The 23,172-nt window shown below is 58.2% G+C and carries 20 protein-coding genes and 1 pseudogene; 12 read left to right on the top strand and 9 right to left on the bottom strand.

Features of this window, described 5'->3' with window-relative positions:
• The 4 genes and pseudogenes from NW816_RS12945 to NW816_RS12930 all read left to right on the top strand — a co-directional run.
• A pseudogene (locus NW816_RS12945) lies at window positions 1-370 on the top strand (zinc ribbon domain-containing protein); the annotation flags it as partial.
• A gap of 191 nt (window positions 371-561) precedes the next feature.
• Window positions 562-1,542, top strand: a complete 981-nt coding sequence (gene era / locus NW816_RS12940; protein WP_414409421.1) for a GTPase Era — start codon at window positions 562-564, stop codon at window positions 1,540-1,542.
• Window positions 1,543-1,786: 244 nt separating this feature from the next.
• The gene (locus NW816_RS12935; protein WP_414409420.1) at window positions 1,787-2,917 is read left to right on the top strand and encodes an aromatic ring-hydroxylating oxygenase subunit alpha; all 1,131 of its coding nucleotides are present in this window, start codon (window positions 1,787-1,789) and stop codon (window positions 2,915-2,917) included.
• A gap of 98 nt (window positions 2,918-3,015) precedes the next feature.
• Window positions 3,016-3,618, top strand: coding sequence for a glutathione S-transferase family protein (locus tag NW816_RS12930; protein WP_414409419.1), 603 nt, complete (start codon window positions 3,016-3,018; stop codon window positions 3,616-3,618).
• 11 nt (window positions 3,619-3,629) lie between these two features.
• Here NW816_RS12930 and NW816_RS12925 read toward each other — a convergent pair whose 3' ends face one another.
• The 3 genes from NW816_RS12925 to der form a co-directional block, all read right to left on the bottom strand.
• On the bottom strand, window positions 3,630-4,886 hold the full coding sequence (locus tag NW816_RS12925; protein WP_414409418.1) for a BMP family lipoprotein: 1,257 nt from the start codon (window positions 4,884-4,886) through the stop codon (window positions 3,630-3,632).
• An 88-nt stretch (window positions 4,887-4,974) separates the two neighbouring features.
• Window positions 4,975-5,439: an SsrA-binding protein SmpB gene (smpB, locus tag NW816_RS12920; protein WP_011432891.1), complete on the bottom strand. Its 465-nt coding sequence runs from the start codon at window positions 5,437-5,439 to the stop codon at window positions 4,975-4,977.
• A 35-nt stretch (window positions 5,440-5,474) separates the two neighbouring features.
• A complete protein-coding gene (der, locus tag NW816_RS12915; RefSeq protein WP_414409417.1) occupies window positions 5,475-6,854 on the bottom strand; it encodes a ribosome biogenesis GTPase Der in 1,380 nt (459 codons plus the stop codon).
• Window positions 6,855-7,021: 167 nt separating this feature from the next.
• Between der and NW816_RS12910 the strand changes: the two genes are divergently transcribed.
• On the top strand, window positions 7,022-8,218 hold the full coding sequence (locus NW816_RS12910; protein ID WP_414409416.1) for an aspartate aminotransferase: 1,197 nt from the start codon (window positions 7,022-7,024) through the stop codon (window positions 8,216-8,218).
• A 279-nt stretch (window positions 8,219-8,497) separates the two neighbouring features.
• On the opposite strand, the gene NW816_RS12905 is transcribed toward NW816_RS12910, so the two are convergent.
• The 3 genes from NW816_RS12905 to NW816_RS12895 all read right to left on the bottom strand — a co-directional run bounded on the left by NW816_RS12905 (window position 8,498) and on the right by NW816_RS12895 (window position 11,203).
• Window positions 8,498-9,706, bottom strand: a complete 1,209-nt coding sequence (locus NW816_RS12905) for a Coenzyme F420 hydrogenase/dehydrogenase, beta subunit C-terminal domain (RefSeq protein WP_414409415.1) — start codon at window positions 9,704-9,706, stop codon at window positions 8,498-8,500.
• A 148-nt stretch (window positions 9,707-9,854) separates the two neighbouring features.
• Complete coding sequence (locus NW816_RS12900; protein WP_414374616.1) at window positions 9,855-10,460, bottom strand: sulfite oxidase-like oxidoreductase; 606 nt, start codon at window positions 10,458-10,460, stop codon at window positions 9,855-9,857.
• 104 nt (window positions 10,461-10,564) lie between these two features.
• Complete coding sequence (locus tag NW816_RS12895; protein ID WP_414409414.1) at window positions 10,565-11,203, bottom strand: response regulator transcription factor; 639 nt, start codon at window positions 11,201-11,203, stop codon at window positions 10,565-10,567.
• A 514-nt stretch (window positions 11,204-11,717) separates the two neighbouring features.
• Between NW816_RS12895 and NW816_RS12890 the strand changes: the two genes are divergently transcribed.
• Together NW816_RS12890 and NW816_RS12885 are read left to right on the top strand one after the other, a co-directional pair.
• On the top strand, window positions 11,718-13,778 hold the full coding sequence (locus tag NW816_RS12890; protein ID WP_414409413.1) for a ribonuclease catalytic domain-containing protein: 2,061 nt from the start codon (window positions 11,718-11,720) through the stop codon (window positions 13,776-13,778).
• 103 nt (window positions 13,779-13,881) lie between these two features.
• A complete protein-coding gene (locus tag NW816_RS12885; protein WP_414409412.1) occupies window positions 13,882-14,895 on the top strand; it encodes a phosphate ABC transporter substrate-binding protein in 1,014 nt (337 codons plus the stop codon).
• 265 nt (window positions 14,896-15,160) lie between these two features.
• Here the strand turns inward: NW816_RS12885 and NW816_RS12880 are convergent, their stop codons facing one another.
• Both NW816_RS12880 and NW816_RS12875 read right to left on the bottom strand, forming a co-directional pair.
• Window positions 15,161-16,177: an ABC transporter permease gene (locus tag NW816_RS12880; protein WP_414406764.1), complete on the bottom strand. Its 1,017-nt coding sequence runs from the start codon at window positions 16,175-16,177 to the stop codon at window positions 15,161-15,163.
• A 47-nt stretch (window positions 16,178-16,224) separates the two neighbouring features.
• Window positions 16,225-17,046 carry an ABC transporter ATP-binding protein gene (locus tag NW816_RS12875; protein WP_414409411.1) on the bottom strand — a complete coding sequence of 274 codons (822 nt, stop codon included), beginning with the start codon at window positions 17,044-17,046 and terminating at the stop codon, window positions 16,225-16,227.
• A 246-nt stretch (window positions 17,047-17,292) separates the two neighbouring features.
• Here NW816_RS12875 and argJ point away from each other — a divergent pair, with 246 nt between their 5' ends.
• Genes argJ through hypA form a run of 3 tightly spaced genes read left to right on the top strand, consistent with a single transcriptional unit; the run spans window position 17,293 to window position 20,091 of the window.
• The gene (gene argJ, locus NW816_RS12870; RefSeq protein WP_414409410.1) at window positions 17,293-18,510 is read left to right on the top strand and encodes a bifunctional glutamate N-acetyltransferase/amino-acid acetyltransferase ArgJ; all 1,218 of its coding nucleotides are present in this window, start codon (window positions 17,293-17,295) and stop codon (window positions 18,508-18,510) included.
• A 15-nt stretch (window positions 18,511-18,525) separates the two neighbouring features.
• Window positions 18,526-19,704 (top strand): agmatinase, encoded by a 1,179-nt coding sequence (gene speB / locus NW816_RS12865; protein ID WP_414356327.1) that lies wholly within the window; start codon window positions 18,526-18,528, stop codon window positions 19,702-19,704.
• 3 nt (window positions 19,705-19,707) lie between these two features.
• Entirely contained in the window at window positions 19,708-20,091 is a 384-nt protein-coding gene (gene hypA / locus NW816_RS12860) for a hydrogenase maturation nickel metallochaperone HypA (RefSeq protein ID WP_414356329.1), read from the top strand.
• On the opposite strand, the gene NW816_RS12855 is transcribed toward hypA, so the two are convergent.
• Window positions 20,088-20,345, bottom strand: a complete 258-nt coding sequence (locus NW816_RS12855) for a TMEM14 family protein (protein WP_414356331.1) — start codon at window positions 20,343-20,345, stop codon at window positions 20,088-20,090. The genes hypA and NW816_RS12855 overlap by 4 nt on opposite strands.
• Before the next feature lie 202 nt (window positions 20,346-20,547).
• On the opposite strand from NW816_RS12855, the gene NW816_RS12850 reads away from it, so the two are divergent.
• The gene (locus tag NW816_RS12850) at window positions 20,548-21,123 is read left to right on the top strand and encodes an ureidoglycolate lyase (RefSeq protein WP_414409409.1); all 576 of its coding nucleotides are present in this window, start codon (window positions 20,548-20,550) and stop codon (window positions 21,121-21,123) included.
• 886 nt (window positions 21,124-22,009) lie between these two features.
• On the top strand, window positions 22,010-23,125 hold the full coding sequence (gene ftsZ / locus NW816_RS12845; RefSeq protein ID WP_414356337.1) for a cell division protein FtsZ: 1,116 nt from the start codon (window positions 22,010-22,012) through the stop codon (window positions 23,123-23,125).
• The last annotated feature ends 47 nt before the right edge of the window (window positions 23,126-23,172 follow it).

The following is a 23,172-nucleotide window of genomic DNA, read 5'->3' as shown; positions in this document are numbered from 1 at the left end:
ACTCCCGGTTGAGGGCGGTACTCCAACGCAAAGCCAGTAAGGGCACACGCAGTTCGCGGCGCAGATGCAGAGAACTGCTGCAACAGCTGTCTGGCAAGGAGAACTGAGACAGTTTCTAGAGTACAAGGCTCTGCGTGCAGGGGTTTCTCTGATCCTTGTTCCGCCTGCTCATACCTCGCAGAGCTGCCACCGGTGTCTGCACATTACATCCCGACCCTGCGCGATCCTATCGCAGTGGGAAGAAGTTTAAGTGTGAGCATTGTGGATGGGAAGGGGATGCGGACTTGAATGGGGCAAATATGATTGCACTTTTGGGGGCTGCTGTAAACCAGCCCAGAGGCTAAGCCTACGGCTCGCTTCGCGAACGTGATTGGCTTGCCAACTACAGGGCTACCGAAAGCTCGCTCTCTATATGTCAGCATGAGTGCGGGTGGTTTACTGAAGGCTATGGCAGAAGAAGAGCTACAAGAGCAAAGCGTCGGATCTTCCCACTCTCCTCCAGACGGTAGGGATCCCTCCCCTGAAGGACAAAGATCCGTTCACGCCGCTCGGACGGAGTCCTTGGCTTCTGAAGCACAAGCGGAATCGGTGCCCGATCCTATCAGCAGCGGGGGCGGGGAACTGTCTGCCATCCCGGTTGCCCCGCCGGGGTTTAAGTCGGGATTTGCAGCGCTGATCGGGCGGCCCAATGTGGGCAAATCCACCCTGCTCAATGCCCTGGTGGGACAAAAGGTCGCCATCACTTCTCCCGTGGCCCAGACCACCCGCAACCGCCTACAGGGGATCCTCTCCCTACCCCAAGCCCAGATCATCTGGGTGGATACCCCTGGCATCCACAAACCCCACCACCGCCTGGGGGAAATCTTGGTACACAACGCCCAGGCAGCCATTGCCGCTGTGGACGTGATCCTCTTCGTGGTGGATGGATCGGTGCCGGCAGGACGCGGGGATGCTTTTATTGCCGAGCGGATCCCTGCTGCTTCCCCCTGCCTGATCGTCTGCAACAAAGCGGATCTGCTTCCTCGGGATGCTGCCGTGCGCCAAGCTCACCAAGAGAGCTACCAAGCCCTGCGCCCCGGCGCTCCTGTCGTTTGGGTGTCTGCCTTGGATCCCAGCCGTTTGACGCCTCTGATCCAGGCCACCATCGACCTGCTGCCCACCGGCCCCTACTACTACCCACCGGATTTGGTGACGGATCAGCCGGAGCGGTTCATCATGGCGGAGCTGATCCGAGAACAGGTGCTGCTGCAGACCCGCGAGGAAGTGCCCCATTCGGTGGCCGTGACCATCGACCAGGTGGAAGAAACCCCCAACGTCACCCGCATCCTGGCCACCCTCTATGTGGAGCGGGACTCCCAAAAGGGGATCCTCATCGGCAAAGGGGGGGAAAGGCTCAAGCAGATCGGCCAGGCAGCCCGCCTGCAGATTCAAAAGCTGATCCTGGGCAAGGTGTACCTGGAGCTGTTTGTCAAGGTGCGGCCCCACTGGCGGCGCTCTGAGCACCTTCTGCGCGACTTGGGCTATAGCGCTACGTCCCCCTAGCGGGAATAAGCCATTTGCGTCAGCAGGACGGAGTTCTTATGCCCCCCTCTCCCCTTGTGGGTAGGAGACTGGGGTATTTGCGCGAGCAGCACAGCGTGCTTGGGGGGAATGCTTCAAAAATGCCTTAAAAATGCCTTGGATCTGCTTGGAATAGATGCCGGATGGGATCCCTGCGTTAGCTTGGATAGCAAAGCCTTTGGAGTTCAACGGCAGTTTTTCCCATCTTGCTTTGCTGCCCCGCGCTATGACCGCTTTCTATCCCGCTACTGTTCAACCCGGCGCCCGCACCCTGCCGGGCCACTACTACGTCTCCTCCAGCCGTTTTGAGGCGGAGATCGAGCGGATTTTTTATCGGCAGTGGTTCTGCGTGGGGCGCAGTGCCGATCTGGCCCAACCTGGAGACTTTTTGCAGGTGCAGGTGCTCAGAGAAAGCCTGATCCTGGTACGGGATCCCAAGGGGCAAGCCCATGCCTTCTTCAACCACTGTCGCCATCGAGGAACCCGACTCTGCAGCGAGCTCCAAGGCCATTTTGCCGATGGGATCCCTTGCCCCTACCACGCCTGGCGCTATGGGCTGGATGGACAATTGTTGGCGGCTCCCCAGATGCACGAGGTGGAAGACTTTCGCCGTGAAGATTATCCCCTCCACTCCGCTGCCTTGGCAGAATGGGAAGGCTTCGTCTGGGTCAACCTCAGCCGCAATCCTCAGCCCTTCGATGAGGTTTTTGCCCCATTGCAAGGTCGTTTCCGAGAGTGGAACCTGTCCGCTCTGCGGCGAGGCCATCGTATTGAATACCACGTTCAAGCCAATTGGAAATTGCTGTTTGAAAACTACTCTGAGTGCTACCACTGCCCGCTCATTCACCCAGAATTGGCCCGCCTTTCGCCGGCTCGCAGCGGTCGCAACGACTTGATGGAAGGCCCCTTTTTGGGCGGCTACATGTTGCTCAATCCAGATGTGACCAGCCTAAACATGAGTGGCCAACGCAGCTTGCCCCTGATCTCCACCGTGCGAGGCGAGAACCAACGGCGGGCCTACTACTACACCCTTATGCCCAATCTATTCTTGAGCCTGCAGCCGGACTATGTCATGACCCACACTCTGTGGCCCCAGGGATCCGACCGGACGCGGGTTGTCTGCGATTGGCTGTTTGAGCCGGAGACCCTGGCGCTGGATGGCTTTGATCCCAGCGAGGTGGTCGAATTGTGGGATCGCACCAATCGACAGGATTGGCACCTGTGCGAGCTCACCCAGCAAGGGGTGGGATCCCGTGCCTATGAAGCAGGGCCTCTTTCCCATGCAGAAGGGTTGCTGCAAGCCTTTGGGCGGGAATACCGCCGGCAGATGCAGGAGTTGGAAGAACAAAGCTGCTAAAAAAGTGTTAGGGACAGAGGGTTTTTGTTGATTGGGTTGCTGTTGGCGTTGTTAGGACGAAGTTCTTTGTAAGGTGCTTTGGGCTGAGGTTAACCACAATGTTGCGACTGTACGGGATCCCAACCTCCGGAAATTGCTACAAAGTGGAATTGCTCCTCAAGCAATTGGGGATCCCCTATGAGACGGTTGAAGTCAACTCCAGGGCCGGAGAAAACCGCCGCCCCGAGTACCTGGCCAAAAACCCCCTGGGCCAGATCCCGGCTTTGGAACTGGAAGATGGAACGGTCTTGGCCGAGTCCGCCGCGATCTTGGTCTACCTGGCAGAAGACACCCCCCTCTACGGCCAAAACAAGTTGGAACGGGCCGAGATTTTGAAGTGGTTGCTTTTTGAACAAACCCGCATTGCCCGCTACATCGCCACCACTCGCTTCTGGGTGCGGGCTGGCCAAGCAGAGGCCCATGCTGACGTGATCGCCCAGAACTTGAAATCTGGAACAGAGGCGCTGGAGATCATGGAAGGCCATCTGCAGGGGAAGGTGTTTTTTGTGGGCAACCGCTACACCATCGCCGATCTCGCCCTTTTCACATACACCCATGTGGCGGAGCAGGGTGGGTTTGACCTCAAGCCCTTTCCCCAGATCCGAGCCTGGTGTCAGCGGGTGAAAGAAACCGACCGGTTCTTCCCCCTACCCGGAGCATGAAACATTTTCTCCTAATTGCTGGCTCCCTCCATGCCCTGCAGCAACTGGCCCAGATACCAAATATCAACCTCGCTGGCCACTTCCCCCTCAGCCAAGAAGGGCGTGCCATCTTGGAAGTTGAGTGGCCCCTTGAAGAGCTGAATGCTGCCATTCCCCAAGCCAGCAATAAACTCCTCCAGCTTGGCCTTGTCTTCCGGCTTCAGGGCTTCTCCCATGATGAACCCCGCCGAAGACGTGTCCGGGTTGTTGATGTCTGACCAGTCGATGGGCGGACGCAGGAATTGGCTCTCGAAGGTGCCCGCGCGAGCTGCCTCGATCAATTGCTTGTATCCTGGCCCCCAGTTGTAGTAGGAAACCCCCAGGCAAATTTCGGGCGCAAAGTTACAACCGCTGGCCAGGCCGTAGTGGGTGTAGCGCACTCGCTTTCCGGCCTCAGCAGCCCGCTTGCCTTGTACCGCCGCCTCCGGCGTATCCAACCCCGACATCACCACATCAAAGCCGCTGTTGTAAAAGTCATCGGCAACCTTGCTTGGATCCAAAGTAACCCCTGGAATGTTGAACCAGAAGCCAATCCAGGTCACCCGGAACTGCAACTCTTCAGGACGATCTCGGTAAGTTTCCCAGCAGTATTTGGCCCCCAAGTAAGCAGCAGCAGCGTAACGGCGGGTTTCATCGTTGATCAGAGGTCCCAATAGGCCAATTTTGCCGGTTTCGGAGCCCAGGGCTGCAGCACAGCCAGCCACCATGCGCATCGCTTCCATCTGGGGCATGATGTTGGCCAAGTTGGGCAGATCGATGTAATTTTTCCCCTCCTTCCAGGCCATGTCCCCAGAAGCATGGATAACCGCAATCTCGGGATGCTTGCGGGCCGTTTCAATCGCGTCGTCTTTGTGGTCATCAGAAGTAAAGATGATAACCTTGGCCCCTCGGGCGATCATGTCATCCGCCACCTGGGAGGCGCGCACATTGGGCCGATCCGCCGGGTTCACCTTATCCAGGTAATCAAACTCGACACCGGGCAACTTGGCCTTGACGTATTCGCTGCCCTCCACATGCGCCTGGCTCCAGCCGCCATCCTGCATCGGCCCCACCAGCACCATGCCCACTTTGAAGGTCTCTTGCGCTGTTGTGGGGGTGGATCCCAGTAGAGCGGCGACTGCCAGGCCAATAGCCCAGCCTCTCGAGGGAGAAAAAGCGCGGGTAAGATTCCAGTTCACAGGCAGCTCCAACAGAACAGGGATCCAAAGCCGGAAGACTGCATCCATCATCGGGATCCCGCTGCAGATCGCTGTATCTGAGAATACAAAAAGGCGCTTGGCAAACGACGTGGAAGCCAGCAGGGGCTCAGGGAGAAATTTATCGTTCCTTCAGTTCCCGCTGAATCTCCCGCTGGGTTTGCCGCTCTTTGATTGCCTGCCGCTTGTCGTGGAGCTTTTTGCCGCGGGCCACGCCCAGATGGGCTTTGATCCAGCCGCGGTTGAGCACCAGCTTGAGGGGAACCACGGTCAGGCCCTTTTGTTCCACCAAGCCCCGTAGGCGGTCGATCTCGCGGCGGTGCAGCAGCAACTTGCGGCGGCGGGTAGGGTCGTGGTTAAACACTTTGCTGGCGGTGTCATGGGGGGAGATGTGCAGATTGTGCAGCCATGCTTCCCCATCCCGAAAGAGGGCAAAAGCGTCTTGCAGGTTGGCTTTGCCCGCTCGTATCGATTTCACCTCTGTGCCGGTCAGTTGGATCCCGGCCTCATAGGTCTCCAAGATGTCGTACTCGAAGCGGGCGCGACGGTTGTCAACCAGGGTTTTGACGTTGGGATCCACAGCCATAGGCTTTCAGAACAGAGCTTCGTCCTCCAAAGGGCCTAACGAGAGGCCAGGGATCCCTCCAATTTTCGCACCGCTCGTCCTACCAAGCGCTCGGACTTGCCGCGCCAGCGAAAGCGAATGGGGGTACCGGTAAAGTCCAGGTTTTGCCGGAAGTGCTTTTCCAAGAAACGGCGGTAGTTATCCTTGAACAAATCCGGATCGTTGACAAATAGAACAAAGGTTGGGGGCCGCTCCGCCACTTGGGTGCCGTAGTAGATTTTGCCCTGCTTGCCCTGGCGGTTGGTGGGGGGCGATTGCCAGGCAAGAGCATCCTGGAGCACTTCGTTGACCACAGCGGTGGGAACCCGTTTGCGGTGGGCGGCCACCACGGTATTCACCTGCTCAAAGATTTTGTGGGTGCGTTGCCCGGTGAGGGCGCTGACAAACAGGAGCGGCGCCCATTCAATAAAGTAAAGCCTGTCGCGAATCTCGCGGGTGAACTCGTTGATGGTGTGGGTATCTTTGCTTTCTACTGCATCCCACTTGTTGACGACGACAACGCAGGCGCGGCCCTCTTCTTCGATGCGCCCGGCCAGCCTCTGATCCTGTTCGGTAACCCCCTCCAAAGCATCGATCACCAGCAGCACTGCATCCGAGCGCTGGATGGCCTTGAAGGCCCGGTTGATGCTGAAGAACTCAATGCCGTACTGCACGCGGTTTTTTTTGCGGATGCCGGCGGTATCGATGAGGCGATAGGGCTGCCCTTCCCAGGTGACCACGGTGTCGATGGCATCGCGGGTGGTGCCGGAAATGGGGCTGACGATGGCCCGCTCGGATCCTACCAGGCGGTTGAGCAGGCTGGATTTGCCGACGTTGGGCCGTCCCACAATCGAGACGGCGATGGGATCTGGCTCGCCTGCGGCTTCTGCGGTCACTTCGGGCAAGTGAGCCAGCACCGCCTCCAACAGCTCGGCTACCCCATTGCCATGGATGCCGGAACAGGGGATCGGATCCCCCAGCCCCAGCTCCCAAAAGGCTGCTGCCTGAGCCAGGCCCATCTGCCCCGACTCGCACTTGTTTACGGCCACCACCACCGGCAGGGGTTGTTTGCGCAGCCAATCGGCCACTTCTACATCGGCGGGTGTCAGTCCCTCTCGGCCATCCACCACGAAGATCACGGCCTGCGCCTCGGCCATGGCTGCCATCGCTTGCTGGCGAATGTGGGGCAGAAATTCGCTGTCGTCGCCAAAAACCAGGCCGCCGGTGTCCACCACCCGCAAGCGGCGCCCGTTCCATTCCACCTCCTGGTACAGACGATCCCGGGTCACCCCAGGCTCATCATGCACAATGGCCGAACGCACCCCCGCCATGCGGTTGACGAGGGTAGATTTGCCCACGTTGGGGCGACCCACAATAGCCACAAGTGGTAGGGGCACTGTTCGGCTCGTCGATAACTTGAGATGGGATATCTATCCTAGCCGTTCCGGATCCCGGATGCCCAAACCCGCCGATCTCGATCATTGCTTTGGGTGCAGGTCTAGCGGTAAGTTAGGTAGCTATCCTCACAATCAAACACCGGCTGCGCCCCTTCCCCACCCTTGCTATGAACCGTGCCCTCATCCCCGCCCAACGGCTGAACAAACTGCCCGCTTATGTCTTTGCCCGGTTGGATGAGCTGAAGGCCCGCGCCCGCCAGCAGGGGTTGGATTTGATCGATCTGGGCATGGGCAATCCCGATGGCCCCACCCCACAGCCGGTGGTGGAGGCAGCCCAGGCGGCCATTGCGGATCCCGCCCACCATGGCTACCCGCCCTTTGAGGGCACGGCCAGTTTTCGCCAGGCAATCACGGATTGGTACTGGCGTCGCTACGGGGTGGAGCTGGATCCCAATGGGGAGGCGCTGCCTCTGCTGGGATCCAAAGAGGGGCTGACCCATCTGGCTTTGGCCTATGTGGATCCTGGGGATCTGGTGTTGGTGCCCAGCCCTGCCTATCCGGCCCATTTTCGCGGCCCCATGATCGCAGGGGGGCAGATCTACCCGATGATGCTGCGACCGGAGAAGGGGTGGCTGATTGACCTGCAAGAAATACCGCCGGAAGTGGCTCAGCAGGCGCGGGTGCTGTATTTCAACTACCCCAACAACCCAACGGCTGCGGTGGCGCCCCGCTCTTTTTTTGAGGAAGTGGTGGAGTTTGCCCGCCGCTACGATCTCATCCTAGTGCACGACCTGTGCTACGCCGAGCTGGCTTTTGATGGCTACCGGCCCACCAGCTTGCTGCAGATCCCAGGGGCCAAGGACTTGGCGGTGGAGTTCCATACCCTTTCCAAAACCTACAACATGGCCGGTTGGCGGGTGGGATTTGTGGTGGGCAATCGCCAGATCATCCAGAGCTTGCGCACTCTAAAAACCAATCTCGACTACGGCATTTTCGCTGCCATCCAAAAGGCTGCCGAAACCGCCCTGCGCCTGCCGGATAGCTACCTGGAGCAGGTGCAAGAACGCTACCGCTGCCGTCGCGACTATTTGATTGGCCGCTTGGCGGAACTGGGCTGGCGGATCCCACCGACTCAGGCGACGATGTACCTCTGGATCCCTACCCCTCGCACTGCTGATGGCACCCCCGAGGGATCAACAGAGTTTGCCCTACGGGTTTTAGAGTCCACCGGGGTGGTGGTGACTCCCGGCAGCGCCTTTGGAGAAGGGGGAGAAGGCTACGTGCGGATTAGCTTGATTGCCGATTGCGAGCGCATGGGGCAGGCCATCGATCGCTGGGCGGAAGCCGGGATCCGCTACTGCTGAGCCATAGGATGAAGGAGCCGCGAGGATCCCTTCTGGCAAGGATCTGAAGGATTTAGATCAATAGCCATTCTCGATCCTCCATCACCCCCGGCCTCTCTCCCAGGGGGAGCTAGGGATCAACGCGACAAACCCTTTGATTGGCTACTTGAAGTGACCGCATATGGTCGTTTCAGGTTAGGGTGAGACGCCTGCGCCACTGAGAAAAGCCCTATAGACCCGTTCCTTCAAAGTTTTAGGGTGGTTGCAGTGTCCTGGCTTGAATCGAAATGACCGTAATTCTCAGTCCTTGGGAAGTTGATACTGCTCCACGATGCGCCGGGCGAAGGGGGGCACGTGCTGCTCTAGCTTGTGCGGATAGTGGCGGCGCACATAGAGGTAGTTACGGGTGAAGTGGGAATCGATGGAAAAACGGGCATATTCCAAACCGCGTGGCCCAAACCGCTCGATCACCGCCCCCATGATCTGGGCCAACCACATCGGTAGGGTCAGGGCTTGATCGTAGGCTGGGATCCCCTGTTGCACTGCCGCCCGCCGGGATCCCTGGGAGATCACCGGTTGGGTTTCCAGCTCTTCCCAAACCAAGTCCAGCAGCTCTTGCCCCCGCTGGTTGCGCACCAGCAGCCATTGCCAGCCCAAGGGGGATCCCATGTAGCCCACCACCAGATCCGCCAGAGCATTCACATAATCAAAACAACTGAGGCAAGAGGGGGCAAACACATCCTTTAATTCCTTGGTTTTAAGACCGAAGAAAGGCACCTTTTCGATTGAGCCATCTTCGTGCCTGAAGTGAACACGAAAATCCTGCATAAACTCGTAATGCACCACCGTTTCTGGGGAGCGACTGGTGGTTTCTAGAAATTTTTGCAGCCCGGCGCGACTGACATTGTCCACACAAGGCGTGCCCAACACATACAGCTTCTCTAGGCCCAGTTTTTTTTCCACAGCCCGCAAAGCTTGGATTTGGCAGCCCACCCCGATCACCAATAGGCGTTTGAGGCCACTTTGCTCCACTTGCTCCAGCACCGACAAATTGGGGGACAGGGTTGGTTTATTGACCCGCGCCGCCAAGACCGCTTCGGGGGTACGTGCCAAGATGGGCCGGGGCTGAAAACGATCCTGGGCATCCGCCTGCACGCACACCACCCCTTCCACCAAGCCGCTGGTGAGGGCCTTCATGCCAATGCTGCTGACGATGCCCGTCCACTGGGCACCAGGGATCGGATCCCGTTTGCGGGCCGTAAACATTGCCTCGTAGACACCGAAGTAATCGGTATCGGTGACGGCGAGGGATCCTGAGCGCAGCGATTCCCGGGATCGCCCGTGGGTCTGTTCTTCCAACTGGGTCAGTTGCTGGTTCAAGAACGCACAGGCTTCTCTGACCTGGGCCACGTAGCGGGTATCGCAAAGGCCACACTGGCTGCACAGCTCTTTGGCCGGATAGTGGCCGGAACGGATGGGCCGGGCTGGACGTGGTGAACGGGATCCCATGATCTCTGCTTACTGGGTCTTTCGAGGCTTCCGATTTGATCTCTTCCTTGAAGATGCAGGCACCCTTTTCAGTTTGCGGCCAAAACGGCAGACGGTGGCAAAAAGCTTCAAGGGATCCCTGGCCAAGGAGGGCAAAATCCCAGAGCCTCTATGAATCGCTGTAGCGTTCTTCTGCCCAGGGTTCACCGCGCATGTGGTAGCCGTTGCGCTCCCAAAAGCCCGGCTGATCTTGGGGGAGAAACTCCAGGCCGCCGATCCACTTGGCACTTTTCCAGGCGTACAGGTGAGGGATCAAAGTGCGCACCGGCCCACCGTGATCTACCGGGAGCGGCTGGCCTTCCAGGGTGTGAACCAGGTAGTTTTCGGGGCGGATGAACTCCTCCAGAGTCAGGTTGGTGGTGTAGCCACCATAACAGTGTTGCATCACCGCCTTGGCCTCAGGAGCGATGGATACTGCCTGCAACACGTCCGGGATCCGCACCCCTGTCCAAGTCACATCCAACTTTGACCAGCGGGTAACACAATGAAAATCGGCGGTGAACGTATGTTGGGGCAAGGCCAGCAGATCCTCCCAGGTGAGCACTACTTCTTTTTCCACGGATCCCCAAATGCGCAGCCGCCATTCTTCTGGCCGGATCACCGGCGTATCGCCGTAGGTGAGCACCGGAAAGCCCCGCGCCAAATGCTGCCCAGGGGGTAGCCGACCCGACAAGGGATCCTCTCCTGCCAATTTTTGAAAAAACTTACCCACCATGGTTATTCTGCTCTGCAAGCGCTGCTACCACCCTATCTCCAATCGGGCTGAGGAGAGAGAGTTCCTGAGCCGCTAAGCAAGAGGACTCCGAAAAAGGAGAGGAATCATAGCGGTTTTTTGCCCAGACCACTTTCTATCGCCCAGCGGGCCAGTTCTGTGCGGTTGTGCAGGCCGGTTTTGCCCAGCATGTTGCTGACGTGGCTTTCAACGGTGCGCTGGCTCACCCCAAGAGTTTCGGCAATCTCGCGGTTGGACATGCCCCTGGCCACGTACTGGATCACCTTGGTTTCCGTTGGCGTAAGTTCAATTTCCCGATCCAGTTTTATGACCGGCTGAATGCCCACATTCTGCACTTGTAACAGGCGCTCGGTATGTTTGAGAGAAGACTCCACCTGCGCCACCAATTCTTCCGGCTCAAAGGGCTTGACCATGTAAACATCTGCCCCTGTGGTCAGGCCGCGCACCCGATCCGCCGTCTGCCCACGCGCCGACAGAAAAATCACAGGTATCCAGTCTGTAGCACTGTTGGAGCGAATGGTTTCAACAAAGGTATAGCCATCCATCTCTGGCATCATCACATCGCAGATGATCAGGTCTGGTGTGAAATGGCGCATCGCTTCGAACCCCTCCAGACCGTTGCTCGCCGCCACCACCTCATAACCGCGAAACTCTAGGTAGTCCTTGGCCAGCAGGATTAAGTTCGGATCGTCATCGATGAGCAACAGTCGCTTTGGGTTGTCCACGGTTTACCTTTTGAGCGCTAAGCTAAAAAGTTTTAGGTGAAGAAATACGGAATCTCCTGTTTCCGTGACTTTCACTGTAGGGAAACGACTCTTGAGTACCACCCTTTTGCTTGCTCAATTGGGGAGCAGCCTATGGTAACTGTGCCCTACCCCTAGTCTCTAGGATATCACACATGGAAGAAGTGGAAGTATCCACTTGCGAAATGCTGGCAACAGTATCTCTACGGAATTTAGGAGCCCTGGCTGGTAACCCTATCCCACAAACCTGGCAGAGCTGGCCTCTGCTCTGAAATCGCAGTGCCCAACACATAACCGCAATCTACCCAAAAATTTGTATCTCGTGTGTCTGTATATCACATACCTATATGCTTAAGTACCGATATATCTAACATCTGCTACCTATTCAAGTGCCCGTATGTCTTCTGGCTGGGGTTTCCAGGTAGGCAGGCGGACAGAGCTGGTGGAGAATGGAAGAGAGCCTGCAATCTGACGACAGCAGACATAAGGAGAACGGGTGGAAAAGGGCACACTGGTGGAGTTTCGTTACAATAACGACCGTGTGTTGGCAGTGGTTCAGGGCACTGAGGGTAAGAAGAACCTACTGCTGGGGGTGCCTTCTGGGCAGGTTCATAGTGTTCACCCTCGCCAGATTACCTTTGCTTTGAACGGGGGATCCAGCTTCACGGCTTCCGACATTCCCGGCTTTTGGCAGGCGGTGCAAGCAAAGTTGGATCCCGAAAGTTTGGCGTTGGCCTGGGAACTGGTGCAGGAGGAGCGTCAGCCCCTGAGCTTGGCGGAGATGGCTCGGCTGTTGTTTTCTGATGATTCCCCGGTCTCCACCTATGCCGCCTACCGCCTCTTGAGCGAGGATCGCACCTACTTCAAGCAAAAGGGGGAGAGCTACGAACCCCGCACTCCGGCTCAGGTGAAGGAGATCCTCCATCAAATGGCCGTCGCCCAACAACGGCAGCAGGAACAAGCAGAGTTTGAGGCCCATCTGCGGGAGGCTCTGGCTCATCCCGGCCAAGGGTATCCCTGGACTCCTGCCGAGCGGGCCCGCCTGGAGGTGCTGGAACGCCTGGCCTTACAGGGAGCGGCGGCAGCCATTCGCAGCCACGAGGATCTCTCTTCCAATCTCAACCCGTCGGATCGGGAACGGGCCTCGCAACTGCTGGAGCTGATGGGGTTTCCTGACACTCCGCAGGGGGCTTTTGAAGCTTTGGTGGCCCTGGGCCTGTGGAGCCGCCACGAGAACCTGGCCCTGCGCCTCACCGGGATCCCAACCCAGTTCCCGAAGGCGGTGGAGCGATACACCCAAGCCCTGCTCAGCCAGCCTCCCTCCTTTTGGGATCCCCACCTGCGGCAGGATCTCACCCACCTCCACACCTACACCATCGATGATGCCAGCACCCGCGACATTGACGATGCCCTCAGCGTCGAGTTCTGGTCGGATGACGCGGTGAAGCTCTGGATCCACATCGCTGATCCCAGTTGTTGGGTGCAGTGGGGGGATCCCCTCGATTTGGAAGCCCGCAAGCGTGGCACCAGTGTCTATTTGCCGGAGCGGGTGATCCCGATGTTCCCACCGGAGTTGTCCACTGGCCCGATGAGCTTGGTGCAGGGAGAGGTGCGGCCTGCCCTTAGCTTTGGCATTCTACTGGGATCCGACGGCCAGATCCGCGATTCCAAGATTTGCCTCAGCCAGATCAAAGTGACCTACCGCCTCACCTACGAAGATGCCGATGAAATGTTGGAGTTGGGGGCAGAGGCTCAACTGACAGCCATTGCCCGGGCAGCCCAGTGGCGTTATGCCTGGCGGATGGCTCAAGGGGCAATCCAAATTGGCTTGCCCGAGCAAGATATCAAGGTCATCGACGAGATCCCCCACCTCCGGGTAATCGAGGATACTCCTGCGCGGCAGATGGTGGCGGAAATGATGGTGCTCACCGGCGAGGTGGCGGCTCGCTTCGCCAGCCAAAATGGGATCCCGGTGCCCTATCGTCTGCAGCCGGCTCCCGACTTACCTCCTCCCGAAGTGCTGGATAGGTATCCCCAGGGGCCAGTTCGGTCTTTTGCCATCATGCGCTGTCTATCGCGGGCGGAAGTAGCCACCCAGCCGGGGCGACATACAGGGCTGGGGCTTGAGGCCTACTGTCAGGTTACCTCCCCGATTCGGCGCTACCTGGACTTGGTGGCCCACTACCAGATCAAGGCCTTTTTGCGCGGGGATCCCTTGCCGTTGACGGAGGCGGATGTGCAGCAGCTGCTGCTGGGGATTGAGCCGGGCACCGCTGAGGCCAACCAGGTGGAGCGGAAATCCAAGCGCTATTGGAGCATCGAATACCTGCGCCTGCGACCGGGGCAAATTTGGCGGGCTCTGGTCTTGGGCTACCTGCGCGAGCAGGAAAACTTGGTGTTGGCCATGCTGGATGAGATTGCCTTTCGGGTGCCGGTGCGCCTAGAACGCCAGATTCCTCTGGGGGCTTGGATCGAGTTGGAAGTTGTGCAGGCGGATCCCCGTGCGGACGTAATTGAGCTGCGCGAGGTGGGACGAGAGGCGGCCATGTGCGGATAGATGCACCTTAACCTGCTGCTCACCCAATCTGCGCGGATAGCTGATACAACAGAGGGGGAAGTCTCAAAAGTCTGGATCGTGAATTTTCTTTAGGGGGGATCCCATGACTGCACGACCTTCCGGCCCACCTCCAATCGTTTACATTCTTTTGTTCGCGATACTGGGAGGCGGCGGCTGGTATGCCTATCGTTCCGGCCTGTTGGACTCATTCCTGAATAGAGAGAACACGCCTCCTATCCCCAGCCAGATTCCAGCTACCCGGCCCCAAGCCCCAACATCGCCCAACCCCCCTCAGACCCAGGTACCCAACCCGCCTGCCAACGCCGTTAATCTGGATACTTCTCTGCCCAACCCAGCAGTGCTCCAGATGGATGGCAGCGTCACGATGATCCGGATCGTCTTGGCCCTGAAGGGAGGCTACACCCAGCGCAACCCCGGCATTCCCCTCACCTATGGGATCCCGGATGGCAAGCCCAATGGATCCAATGCCGGCCTGAAGGCCCTGATGGAAGGTCGCATCCAGATGGCCGCTAGCTCCCGCCCCCTCAATGCCAGCGAAGTGCAGGCGGGTCTACAGGCGATCCCGGTGGCCAAAGATGCCCTGGCGGTGGCGGTGGGGGTGAACAACCCCTACAAAGGAGGACTGACGCTGCAGCAATTGGCCGATATCTTCCAGGGTCGGATCACCAATTGGAGCCAGGTGGGCGGCCCGGATCGGCGGATTCGGGTCCTCAATCGCGCCCCCCAGAGCGGCACCTACAGCGTTTTCCAAGAACTCGTGTTGTTGGGGCTGCCCTTCGCTCCCGATAACCCTCCCTACTTCACCACCGCCACAGAAGATGTCACCACCCCGCTGCTGCGGGCTTTGGGAGAAGATGGCATCACCTACAGCACTGTCGATCAGGTGCAGAACCAGCAAACGGTGCGGATTGTGCCCATCGACGGCCAGATGCCCACCCGTGAGGCCATCCAGAGGGGCAGCTACCCCTTGGCGCGGAATGTGTTTTTGGTGGCACCTCAGAGGACTAGCCCTGTGGTGGCCGATTTCATCAACTACGCGCTCTCGGATCAAGGCCAGCAAATCATTGGCCGCACTGAGTTCATCCCCCTCCGATAGCAACCCAAAAATAGCATCTGAGATAGCCGCCGACAGCAAGCGCAGCGATATCTCTGGGCTTTTCCAGAAGACGCCTTCCACCTGCTCCTATTCAAGGCACTTAGTCGTTTCAGGTTAGAGTGAGGCGCCTGAGCTATTGAGAAAAGCCTTTGGCCGCGTGCGTTCAACGTTTTAGGGGTGGGTGCAGCGTCCTAGTTTGAATCCAAATGACCCTAGATGCTAGATGCTAGAGAGGGGGCCCTAATTTTCACCAAAGTTCAATTTTTCAGTTCTCTCGGCGCACAGCGCTCTCATGCCACTTGCCCAACACCCTGTCGGATAGAGCACTTAAGGAAATAAAGATCAGGATCCCCAAGCCGGTGACCAAGATCAAGGCCGCAAACATGCGGGGCACCTGCAGGTTGAAGCTGGAGATCAAGATCTGGTAGGCGATCCCGGCCCGCTGCCCGCCAGTACCAGCGACAAACTCCGCCACCACCGCCCCAATCAAAGAGAGGCCACCGCTGATGCGCAGGCCCCCCATGAAATAGGGCATGGCACTGGGTAGCCGCAAGTAGATCAACGTTTGCCAGCGGTTGGCCTTGTACAGTTGGAACAGGTTGAGCAGGTTGTGATCGACGCTGTTCAGCCCCAGAGTGGTGTTGGAAAGAATCGGGAAAAAAGCCACAATCCAGGCGCACACCACCATCGCGGCAAAGGTGTTGTTGCGCAGCCAAATGATGATCAGCGGGGCGATGGAGACAATGGGCATCGTCTGTAAAATCACCGCATAAGGGAAAAAGCTGCGCTCGATCCATTTGCTCTGGGTGAACACAATCGCGACCAAAAGCCCCGACACTGTGGCAGCCAAAAAGGCCACCACCGTAATTTGCACAGTGATCAACAGGGAAGGAAAAAGCGTTCCCCAGTCGCGGATGAGGGTTTGCACCACCAAAATCGGCCCCGGCAAGAGGTAGTGGGGCACTCCCGTTACCCGCACCGCCACTTCCCAGCCCACCAAGAAGAGGATCCCGACGATAAGGGGGGCAATCACTTCCAGGTTGAACCAACGGCCCAGATTCAACCCCTTTGCAGGCACCCCTGAGCCGGCACTCGGTATGTCTGCCTCATCCGTGGGTTGGGATCCGAGTTTTTCTCCAACTGCGCCGGTCAGCTTGGGCAGAGACCAATCTGGCCAATGGAGAGGCCAGCTCTCCCCCAAGCCAACAAGGGATCCCAGCCAACGGCGCCATGGCTCGAGAAGCTGGACAAACAGGTCGAACATATCGTGAGGTTGGGGCATCAAGGGACTTACGCAACAGAGAGAACACCGCTAAGCCAGGGATCCCATCAGCGCAAACGTCCAGCAGAGAGGGGGCGCAAATAGGGGGGATCCTGAGCTGAGCCGTGCATGGCCTCGTGCAGACGGGCCGACACTTCACGGCAGTAGTTGTTGTAAAGGGAAGAGGTGCGAAAGTCTTCCGAGCGGGGATAGGGCGCATCGATGGGAATATCGGCTATCACCCGCCCTGGGCGAGCCGCCATCACCACCACGCGGTTGGACAGGTAGACGGCCTCGTAAATGTTGTGGGTAACGAAGAGCACCGTCCAGCGCTTTTCTTGCCACAGCTCCAACAGGTCGCTGTTCAACTTGCTGCGGGTGATTTCATCCAGAGCTCCGAAGGGTTCATCCATCAGCAACACCTGCGGCTTGGTTACCAGGGCGCGAGCAATGGAAACCCGCATGCGCATGCCGCCCGATAGCTCGCGGGGAAAACTGCGCTCAAACCCCTGCAGGCCCACCCGTTGTAGAGCTTCCAAGACATCTCGATCGGCTTTTGGCTTGGGCTCACCTGCCAACTTCAAGGGCAGACGCACATTGTCCATCACCGTTGCCCAAGGCATGAGAGCCGGCTCCTGAAACACAAAGGCCAACTTGGGCTCCCCCTGGGGGGCGTTCTTCTCAAAACTTTGCCCCCATTCGATAGAGCCTGTGGTCAGATGCCCCAGACCCGCCACCAACCGCAGCACCGTGCTTTTCCCACAGCCGGATGGCCCCACCAAGCTGACAAACTGCCCTTCTTGGATGGTCATATTCATGTCCTGCAAAGCCACCGTGCCATTGGAATAGACCTTGCTGACATGGTTGAGGGTGATGACAGGGACAGGCATGGCTGGCAGTTCCCAGAGCAGAGGATAGAAGAGTATCCTTCCCAATCTAAAAAGGGGAAAAGATGGGTGATAGAAAGCGCACACTTTCAAAATACCCCTCTCTGCTGCCTCTGCTTGGTAGGCATAACTACAACTCTTGCCCTCAGAACCGGTTCTTAGAGAGTTTTTCACCGAAAGCTTGCGATAGTCCAAATCCGGGCAGCCAGCCGGTATGATATTGCCGACCACCCCCTGGCCAAGGAACACATGGGATCCCAATTTAGACCGGTTGAAGGCGCCGTTACTGCCCCGCAAGGGTTTCGAGCTGCTGGAGTGGCCGCTGGTCTAAAGCCCTCAGGAGCTGCGGATCTGGCCTTGATCGTTTCCGAGTGCGATGCGGTTGGGGCAGGCGTTTTTACCACCAATCAGGTCAAAGCAGCCTGTGTTACCTACAACCAAGGGATCCTCGCCCAGCAGCAGCCGGTGCGGGCCATTCTCTGCAATGCCGGGCAAGCCAACGCCTGTACCGGAGAAGAAGGGGAGCGCAACAATGCCCAACTGGCCCTCTGGGTGGCAGAACGGTTGGGGATCCCGGCCCATCAGGTGCTCACGGCCTCAACAGGGGTTATCGGGCGACAACTGGAAATGCCGAAAATCCAAGCAGCCCTGCCCGGCCTTATCGACAGCCTCTCTCCAGAGGGGGGGGAGAGCGCCGCCCGCGCCATCATCACCACCGACTTGGCGACCAAAAGCGTTGCCCTGCAAGCTGAGATCGACGGGTACACCGTCAGGGTCGGGGGCATTGCCAAGGGATCCGGCATGATCCACCCCAACTTGGCCACGATGCTGGCTTTTTTAACCTGCGACGCGGCTGTGGATCCCCGCCTGTGGCAGCAGATCCTCAAGCAAGCTGCTGACCTCAGCTTTAACCAAATCACGGTGGATGGGGATACCAGCACCAACGACATGCTCTTGGCTCTGGCCAACGGCCAAAGTGGGATCCCACCCCTGCAAGCCGGCACAGAAGCTGCCCAGACCTTAGCGGAGATGGTCAACCAAGTTTGCATTCATCTGGCCAAGGCCATTGCCCGCGATGGGGAAGGAGCTACCAAGCTGCTGGAAATTCGGGTGTGTGGGGCTGTGGATGATGCGGCAGCCCGACACATGGCCCGTGTGATCGCCAGCTCTCCCTTGGTGAAGGCGGCAGCTTTTGGCAACGATCCCAACTGGGGACGGGTGGCAGCCGCCGCCGGACGGGCCGGGATCCCTTTTGACAGCCGCCGGTTGGATATCCGTCTGGGGGATTTTCTGCTCATGCAGGCGGGAATGCCCCTGGCTTTCGATCGCAAGGCGGCCTCTGAGTACTTGAAAGGGGATCCGGTGACCTTCACCGTGGATCTCCATCAGGGATCCGGCCAGGGCGTGGCCTGGGGCTGCGATCTCAGCTACGATTACGTGCGCATCAACGCCGAATACACCACCTAACGGGGGATCCCAACCATGACCACCGAATCGAACGCAAATAACGGCTTTTCTACCGAAGCCCAAGCGGCTCTGGCCAAGGAAGCGAGGCTTTCCCTATCCGGTTGGCAGCAAGAGGTGAGTCGAGGCTTAGAGTTTGGCCTCGAGGCAGCAGCCAGCATCGGCGATCGCTCCATCCCCACCTTTTCCCGTGGCGAATTGCCCCATTATGCCGGCATCAACACCTTCCTCAAGGCTCCCTACCTGGAGGATGTGCGCAAAGTTGGGGAGTACGATGTGGCAGTGGTGGGTGTACCCCACGATTCCGGCACCACCTATCGGCCCGGCACTCGCTTTGGCCCACAGGGGATCCGGCGCATTTCCGCTCTGTACACCCCCTACAACTTTGAGTTTGGCGTCGATCTGCGAGAGCAGATCACCCTCTGCGATGTCGGCGATATTTTTACGATCCCGGCCAACAACGAAAAATCCTTCGACCAAATCTCCAAAGGGGTAGCTCACATTTTCGGGTCTGGCGCCTTTCCCGTCATCCTGGGCGGGGATCATTCGATTGGCTTTCCCACGGTGCGGGGGATCTGTCGCCACTTGGGGGACAAGAAGATGGGCATCATCCACTTCGACCGCCATGTGGACACCCAAGAAACCGACTTGGATGAGCGCATGCACACCTGTCCTTGGTTTCATGCCACCAACATCCGCAACGCACCGGCCCATAACCTGGTGCAACTGGGCATTGGCGGCTGGCAAGTGCCACGGCAAGGGGTGAAAGTGTGCCGGGAGCGGGCCACCCATATCCTCACCGTTACCGACATCACCGAAATGGGCTTGGATGCAGCCGCCGATTTCGCCCTCGAAAAAGCTCTAGACGGCACCGATTGTGTGTACATCAGCTTCGATATCGACTGCATCGATGCCGGCTTTGTGCCGGGTACAGGCTGGCCGGAGCCCGGTGGGCTGCTGCCGCGGGAAGCGCTCTACTTGCTCAAGCGCATTGTGCGGGAAGCGCCGATCTGCGGCCTAGAGGTGGTGGAAGTCTCTCCCCCCTACGACATCAGCGATATCACAGCCCTGATGGCCACCCGAGTCATTTGCGATACGCTGGCGCATTTGGTGGTATCTGGGCAACTGCCGCGCCGAGAAAAGCCCGCCTACATCCACCCGGAGGCGACGCCAGAAATGGTCGGCGACTGGAGGTGAGAGATGCACGAGACCGACATGACCCGCGCCTTGATCCAAACACTACGCGACTGGTGGCAAAGTCAGCCAGGACAGCCTCAGATTGCTCGGGTGCACCTGGTGGTGGGACAGTTTACCTGTGTAGAGCCGGCCAGCCTAACTTTTGCCTATGCCGCACAAACCCAGGGTACTTTCCTACAGGGATCCCAGTTGGTCATCCGGGAAACGCCGCTCATTGCCTATTGCCAGCCCTGTAGCCAAGAGTACAAGCCAGAGATAGGCCGGCGCTATGCTTGCCCCAACTGCGGATCCCCGATGGAGGAGATTCGCTCGGGCCGAGAGCTGAAGATCGACTACATCGAATGTCTGACTGACTCCGCCCCACCGGCGCGACCAGAGGTCGCCTAAGCCGATCCAAAGCTAAGCCCCAGAAGGACAGCCGCTCCCAAGCTGAGGATGAACATCAAGCTGGCAGGCATCAACTTTCGGGTTTTGCGGTAGCGCAGGGCAAATAGGATAGACCCCAGCACCGCCGTCCCCAAGCCCAGCCCCCAGTGGGGATCCACCCCCAGCAGCCCATAGCTGACTCCGCTGAGTGCGGCCCCAACCAGCCGCAGAGAGCAAAGAGCAGAGAGGAAAGAGGAGAGATTTCTTCCTCTCACTCCTCTCTTCTCACTTCTCACTCCTCGCTCCTCGGTACTCAATTCGAGACCTAGTACGTGCCCTCAAGAAGGACAAGGTAAGAATTAGAGACGCATAGACCGTTACCGGGAAAACCGTTTCTTTCCTGTCGCTCTCAATAAGATAAAAAGTCTGACTCCAATCCAATTGACCCCAGTCCAAGAAAGAGCGAGGATGCCAACCATGAGTACGACTGCAACTGCCACCACCGTTGTCCGGGTGCCGATTGTGGATGCCACCCCGGAAAATGTGCAACCCTTCGGCCAACTTTTGGGGGACGATGTGACCAATCCTGGCCTGGGGATCCCCTTTTATCAGGAGCGTGTCCTGGAAGGACAAAACATCGACTTTCAGTACACCGGTAGAGCTGTTATCCGTACCGCCAAGATCCTGCCCGGCTATCCACCTGTGCTCTGGCTAGAGCGCCACATGCGTATGACCCAGTTGTTCGTCGGTCTGGGGCAAGAGCCGTTCATCATGGTGATGGCTCCTCCCAACCATCCCCAAGAAGCTCCCGATCTCGACAAAGTACAAGCCCTGCGATTCCCTGCCGGGCATGGGCTGCTGCTGCACCTCGGCACGTGGCACGATTTCCCCATTGCCTGCGAGCGCCCCGTTGTGGTGCTAACCGCCAACTCCGAAGAAGTGGTGGAAGCCCTGGCCAGCATGAAAGGTGCCCAGGAAATGAATCAGGGAGATGTATTCAAAATTTCCCTCCCCCAACGGCTGAAAGCGGAGATCCACCTGGAGTTGGTCTGAACGCAAACCTGGATCCCGGGTCTCCACAGAATGCCAAAGCCTCAGTTCTAGAAGCGGCCCTCTATCAGCCTTTGGCCAGATAGGGGACTCGTCGCCTTATTGGGGTCGGCCTCTTGTACCGAAACCACCCTTTGGGCTCTTTCTCCCTTGCAAGGGACAGCGCTCTGCAACAGATTCTGGTAGTGGTTTATTTCTCCAAAAAGGTGCCCCGGCAGCATCCCATTTTGACTACAGGAGGCCGGTATTCCCGGATACTTGAAAAGCAAGGCGCGATGTTCATTTTGGGCAATCACGAATGTCGTTACAGCCCTTTCGCGAGTTTACTCCGTCCGCATCTGGGTTCCCGGCCCACTTGGGTAAGGGGCTCTGGCAGCGGATCTTGTGCAGGTGACCGGCGGAAGGGCTGCTATCGCGGGCCATCTCGGCAGCAGCTTGACCCATCCAAACTTTGTCTAAGTATTCGAGAACACCTATCCACCCAGCGAAGAGCTTTGAGACAAGTTCAGAGAGAAATGCCCCTGCGCAAGGGAGGATTCACAAGCAAAGTGCGAGACAGAAGGCTACCTACGACTCTGCCAATGGGACTCTCTAGGAGAGGCGTATCCAACCGGAAGATTCACAAACGTCTGCAGCGTTGGCATCTGGAGGGAGTTGCTCTATATTAAATCAGCTAGCATGTTCGATATTTGCCAGAATTTAAGTTATCGTGAGAGCTGACATGCCATCCAATTGGTCAGACATCCATCCTCCCAATCCTGGGCAAGGGCTCGATCAAACTCAGTCAACGCCTTCCCATTGGAATGAGGGCTACAGGGGAGAAGGCTCTCACGCCGAGTATGAGAGGAACGGATCTCAGACCAGAGCGGCGGATCGTCCAGAGGAGATCATGCCGAGCAATGCCGCAAAGATTAAGGTTGTAGGCGTGGGGGGTGGGGGTGGCAACGCGGTCAGTCGGATGGCGGCCAGTAACCTCGTGGGCGTTGAGTTTTGGAGCGTCAATACCGATGCGCAGGCCCTTGCCCAGTCCTCGACGGTGAACCGCTTGCAAATTGGGCAGAAGTTGACTCGAGGCTTGGGTGCAGGCGGTAACCCGGCTATTGGCCAGAAAGCGGCAGAAGAATCCAGCGAAGAAATAGCAGCAGCCATCAAAGGAGCAGATCTGGTCTTCATTGCCGCCGGCATGGGGGGAGGCACGGGCACGGGTGGAGCACCCATCATTGCCCAAATTGCCAAAGCCAGCGGTGCCCTGACGGTGGGAGTGGTGACACGGCCCTTTTCCTTTGAGGGCAAGCGCCGCAGCAAGCAGGCCGAGGAAGGGATCCAAGCGCTGCAAGAGGCAGTCGATACCCTGATTGTGATTCCCAACGACAAGTTGCTTTCGGTGATCTCCGAGCAAACCCCTGTCCAAGAGGCTTTTCGCGTTGCGGATGATGTGCTGCGTCAGGGGGTGCAGGGCATCTCGGATATCATTCTCATCCCCGGCATGATCAACGTGGATTTTGCCGATGTGCGCAGCGTGATGGCCGATGCCGGTTCTGCCTTGATGGGGATTGGCATGGGATCCGGCAAATCTCGCGCCCGCGAGGCTGCCATTACCGCTGTATCTTCGCCGCTTTTGGAAACCTCCATCGAAGGGGCCAAAGGTGTCCTCTTCAACATTACCGGTGGGCCGGATTTGTCCTTGCATGAAGTCACAGTGGCTGCCGAGATCATCGCCGAAGCTGTGGATCCCGAGGCCAACATCATCTTCGGCACCGTCCAAGACGAGCGCATGCAGGGGGAAGTGCGCATCACCGTCATTGCCACCGGTTTCCATGAGAAAGCCCGTGCGGCTGCCATCCCTGCTGCAACCAAAGTTTCTGCCTCCAACAAGTCAGGGGTTCGTAAGCCCACCCCCACGAGCCCTGAGCTGCCGCCTCGACAGCCCCCGGAGCCTGAGCCTCCGATGTCGGGTGGCTTGGATATTCCCGAGTTTTTGCGCCGCCGGCGGCCCCCTTCGTAGAGTAGAGTGAAGGAATGCCGGTATCTTGGTGCCGGTTGTCAAGGGTG

The organism is Synechococcus sp. W55.1 (genome assembly GCF_047461655.1).
Lineage (GTDB): Bacteria > Cyanobacteriota > Cyanobacteriia > Thermostichales > Thermostichaceae > Thermostichus.
The sequence above is the reverse complement of the archived record's forward strand: the minus strand, read 5'-3'. Positions and strand labels throughout refer to the sequence as shown.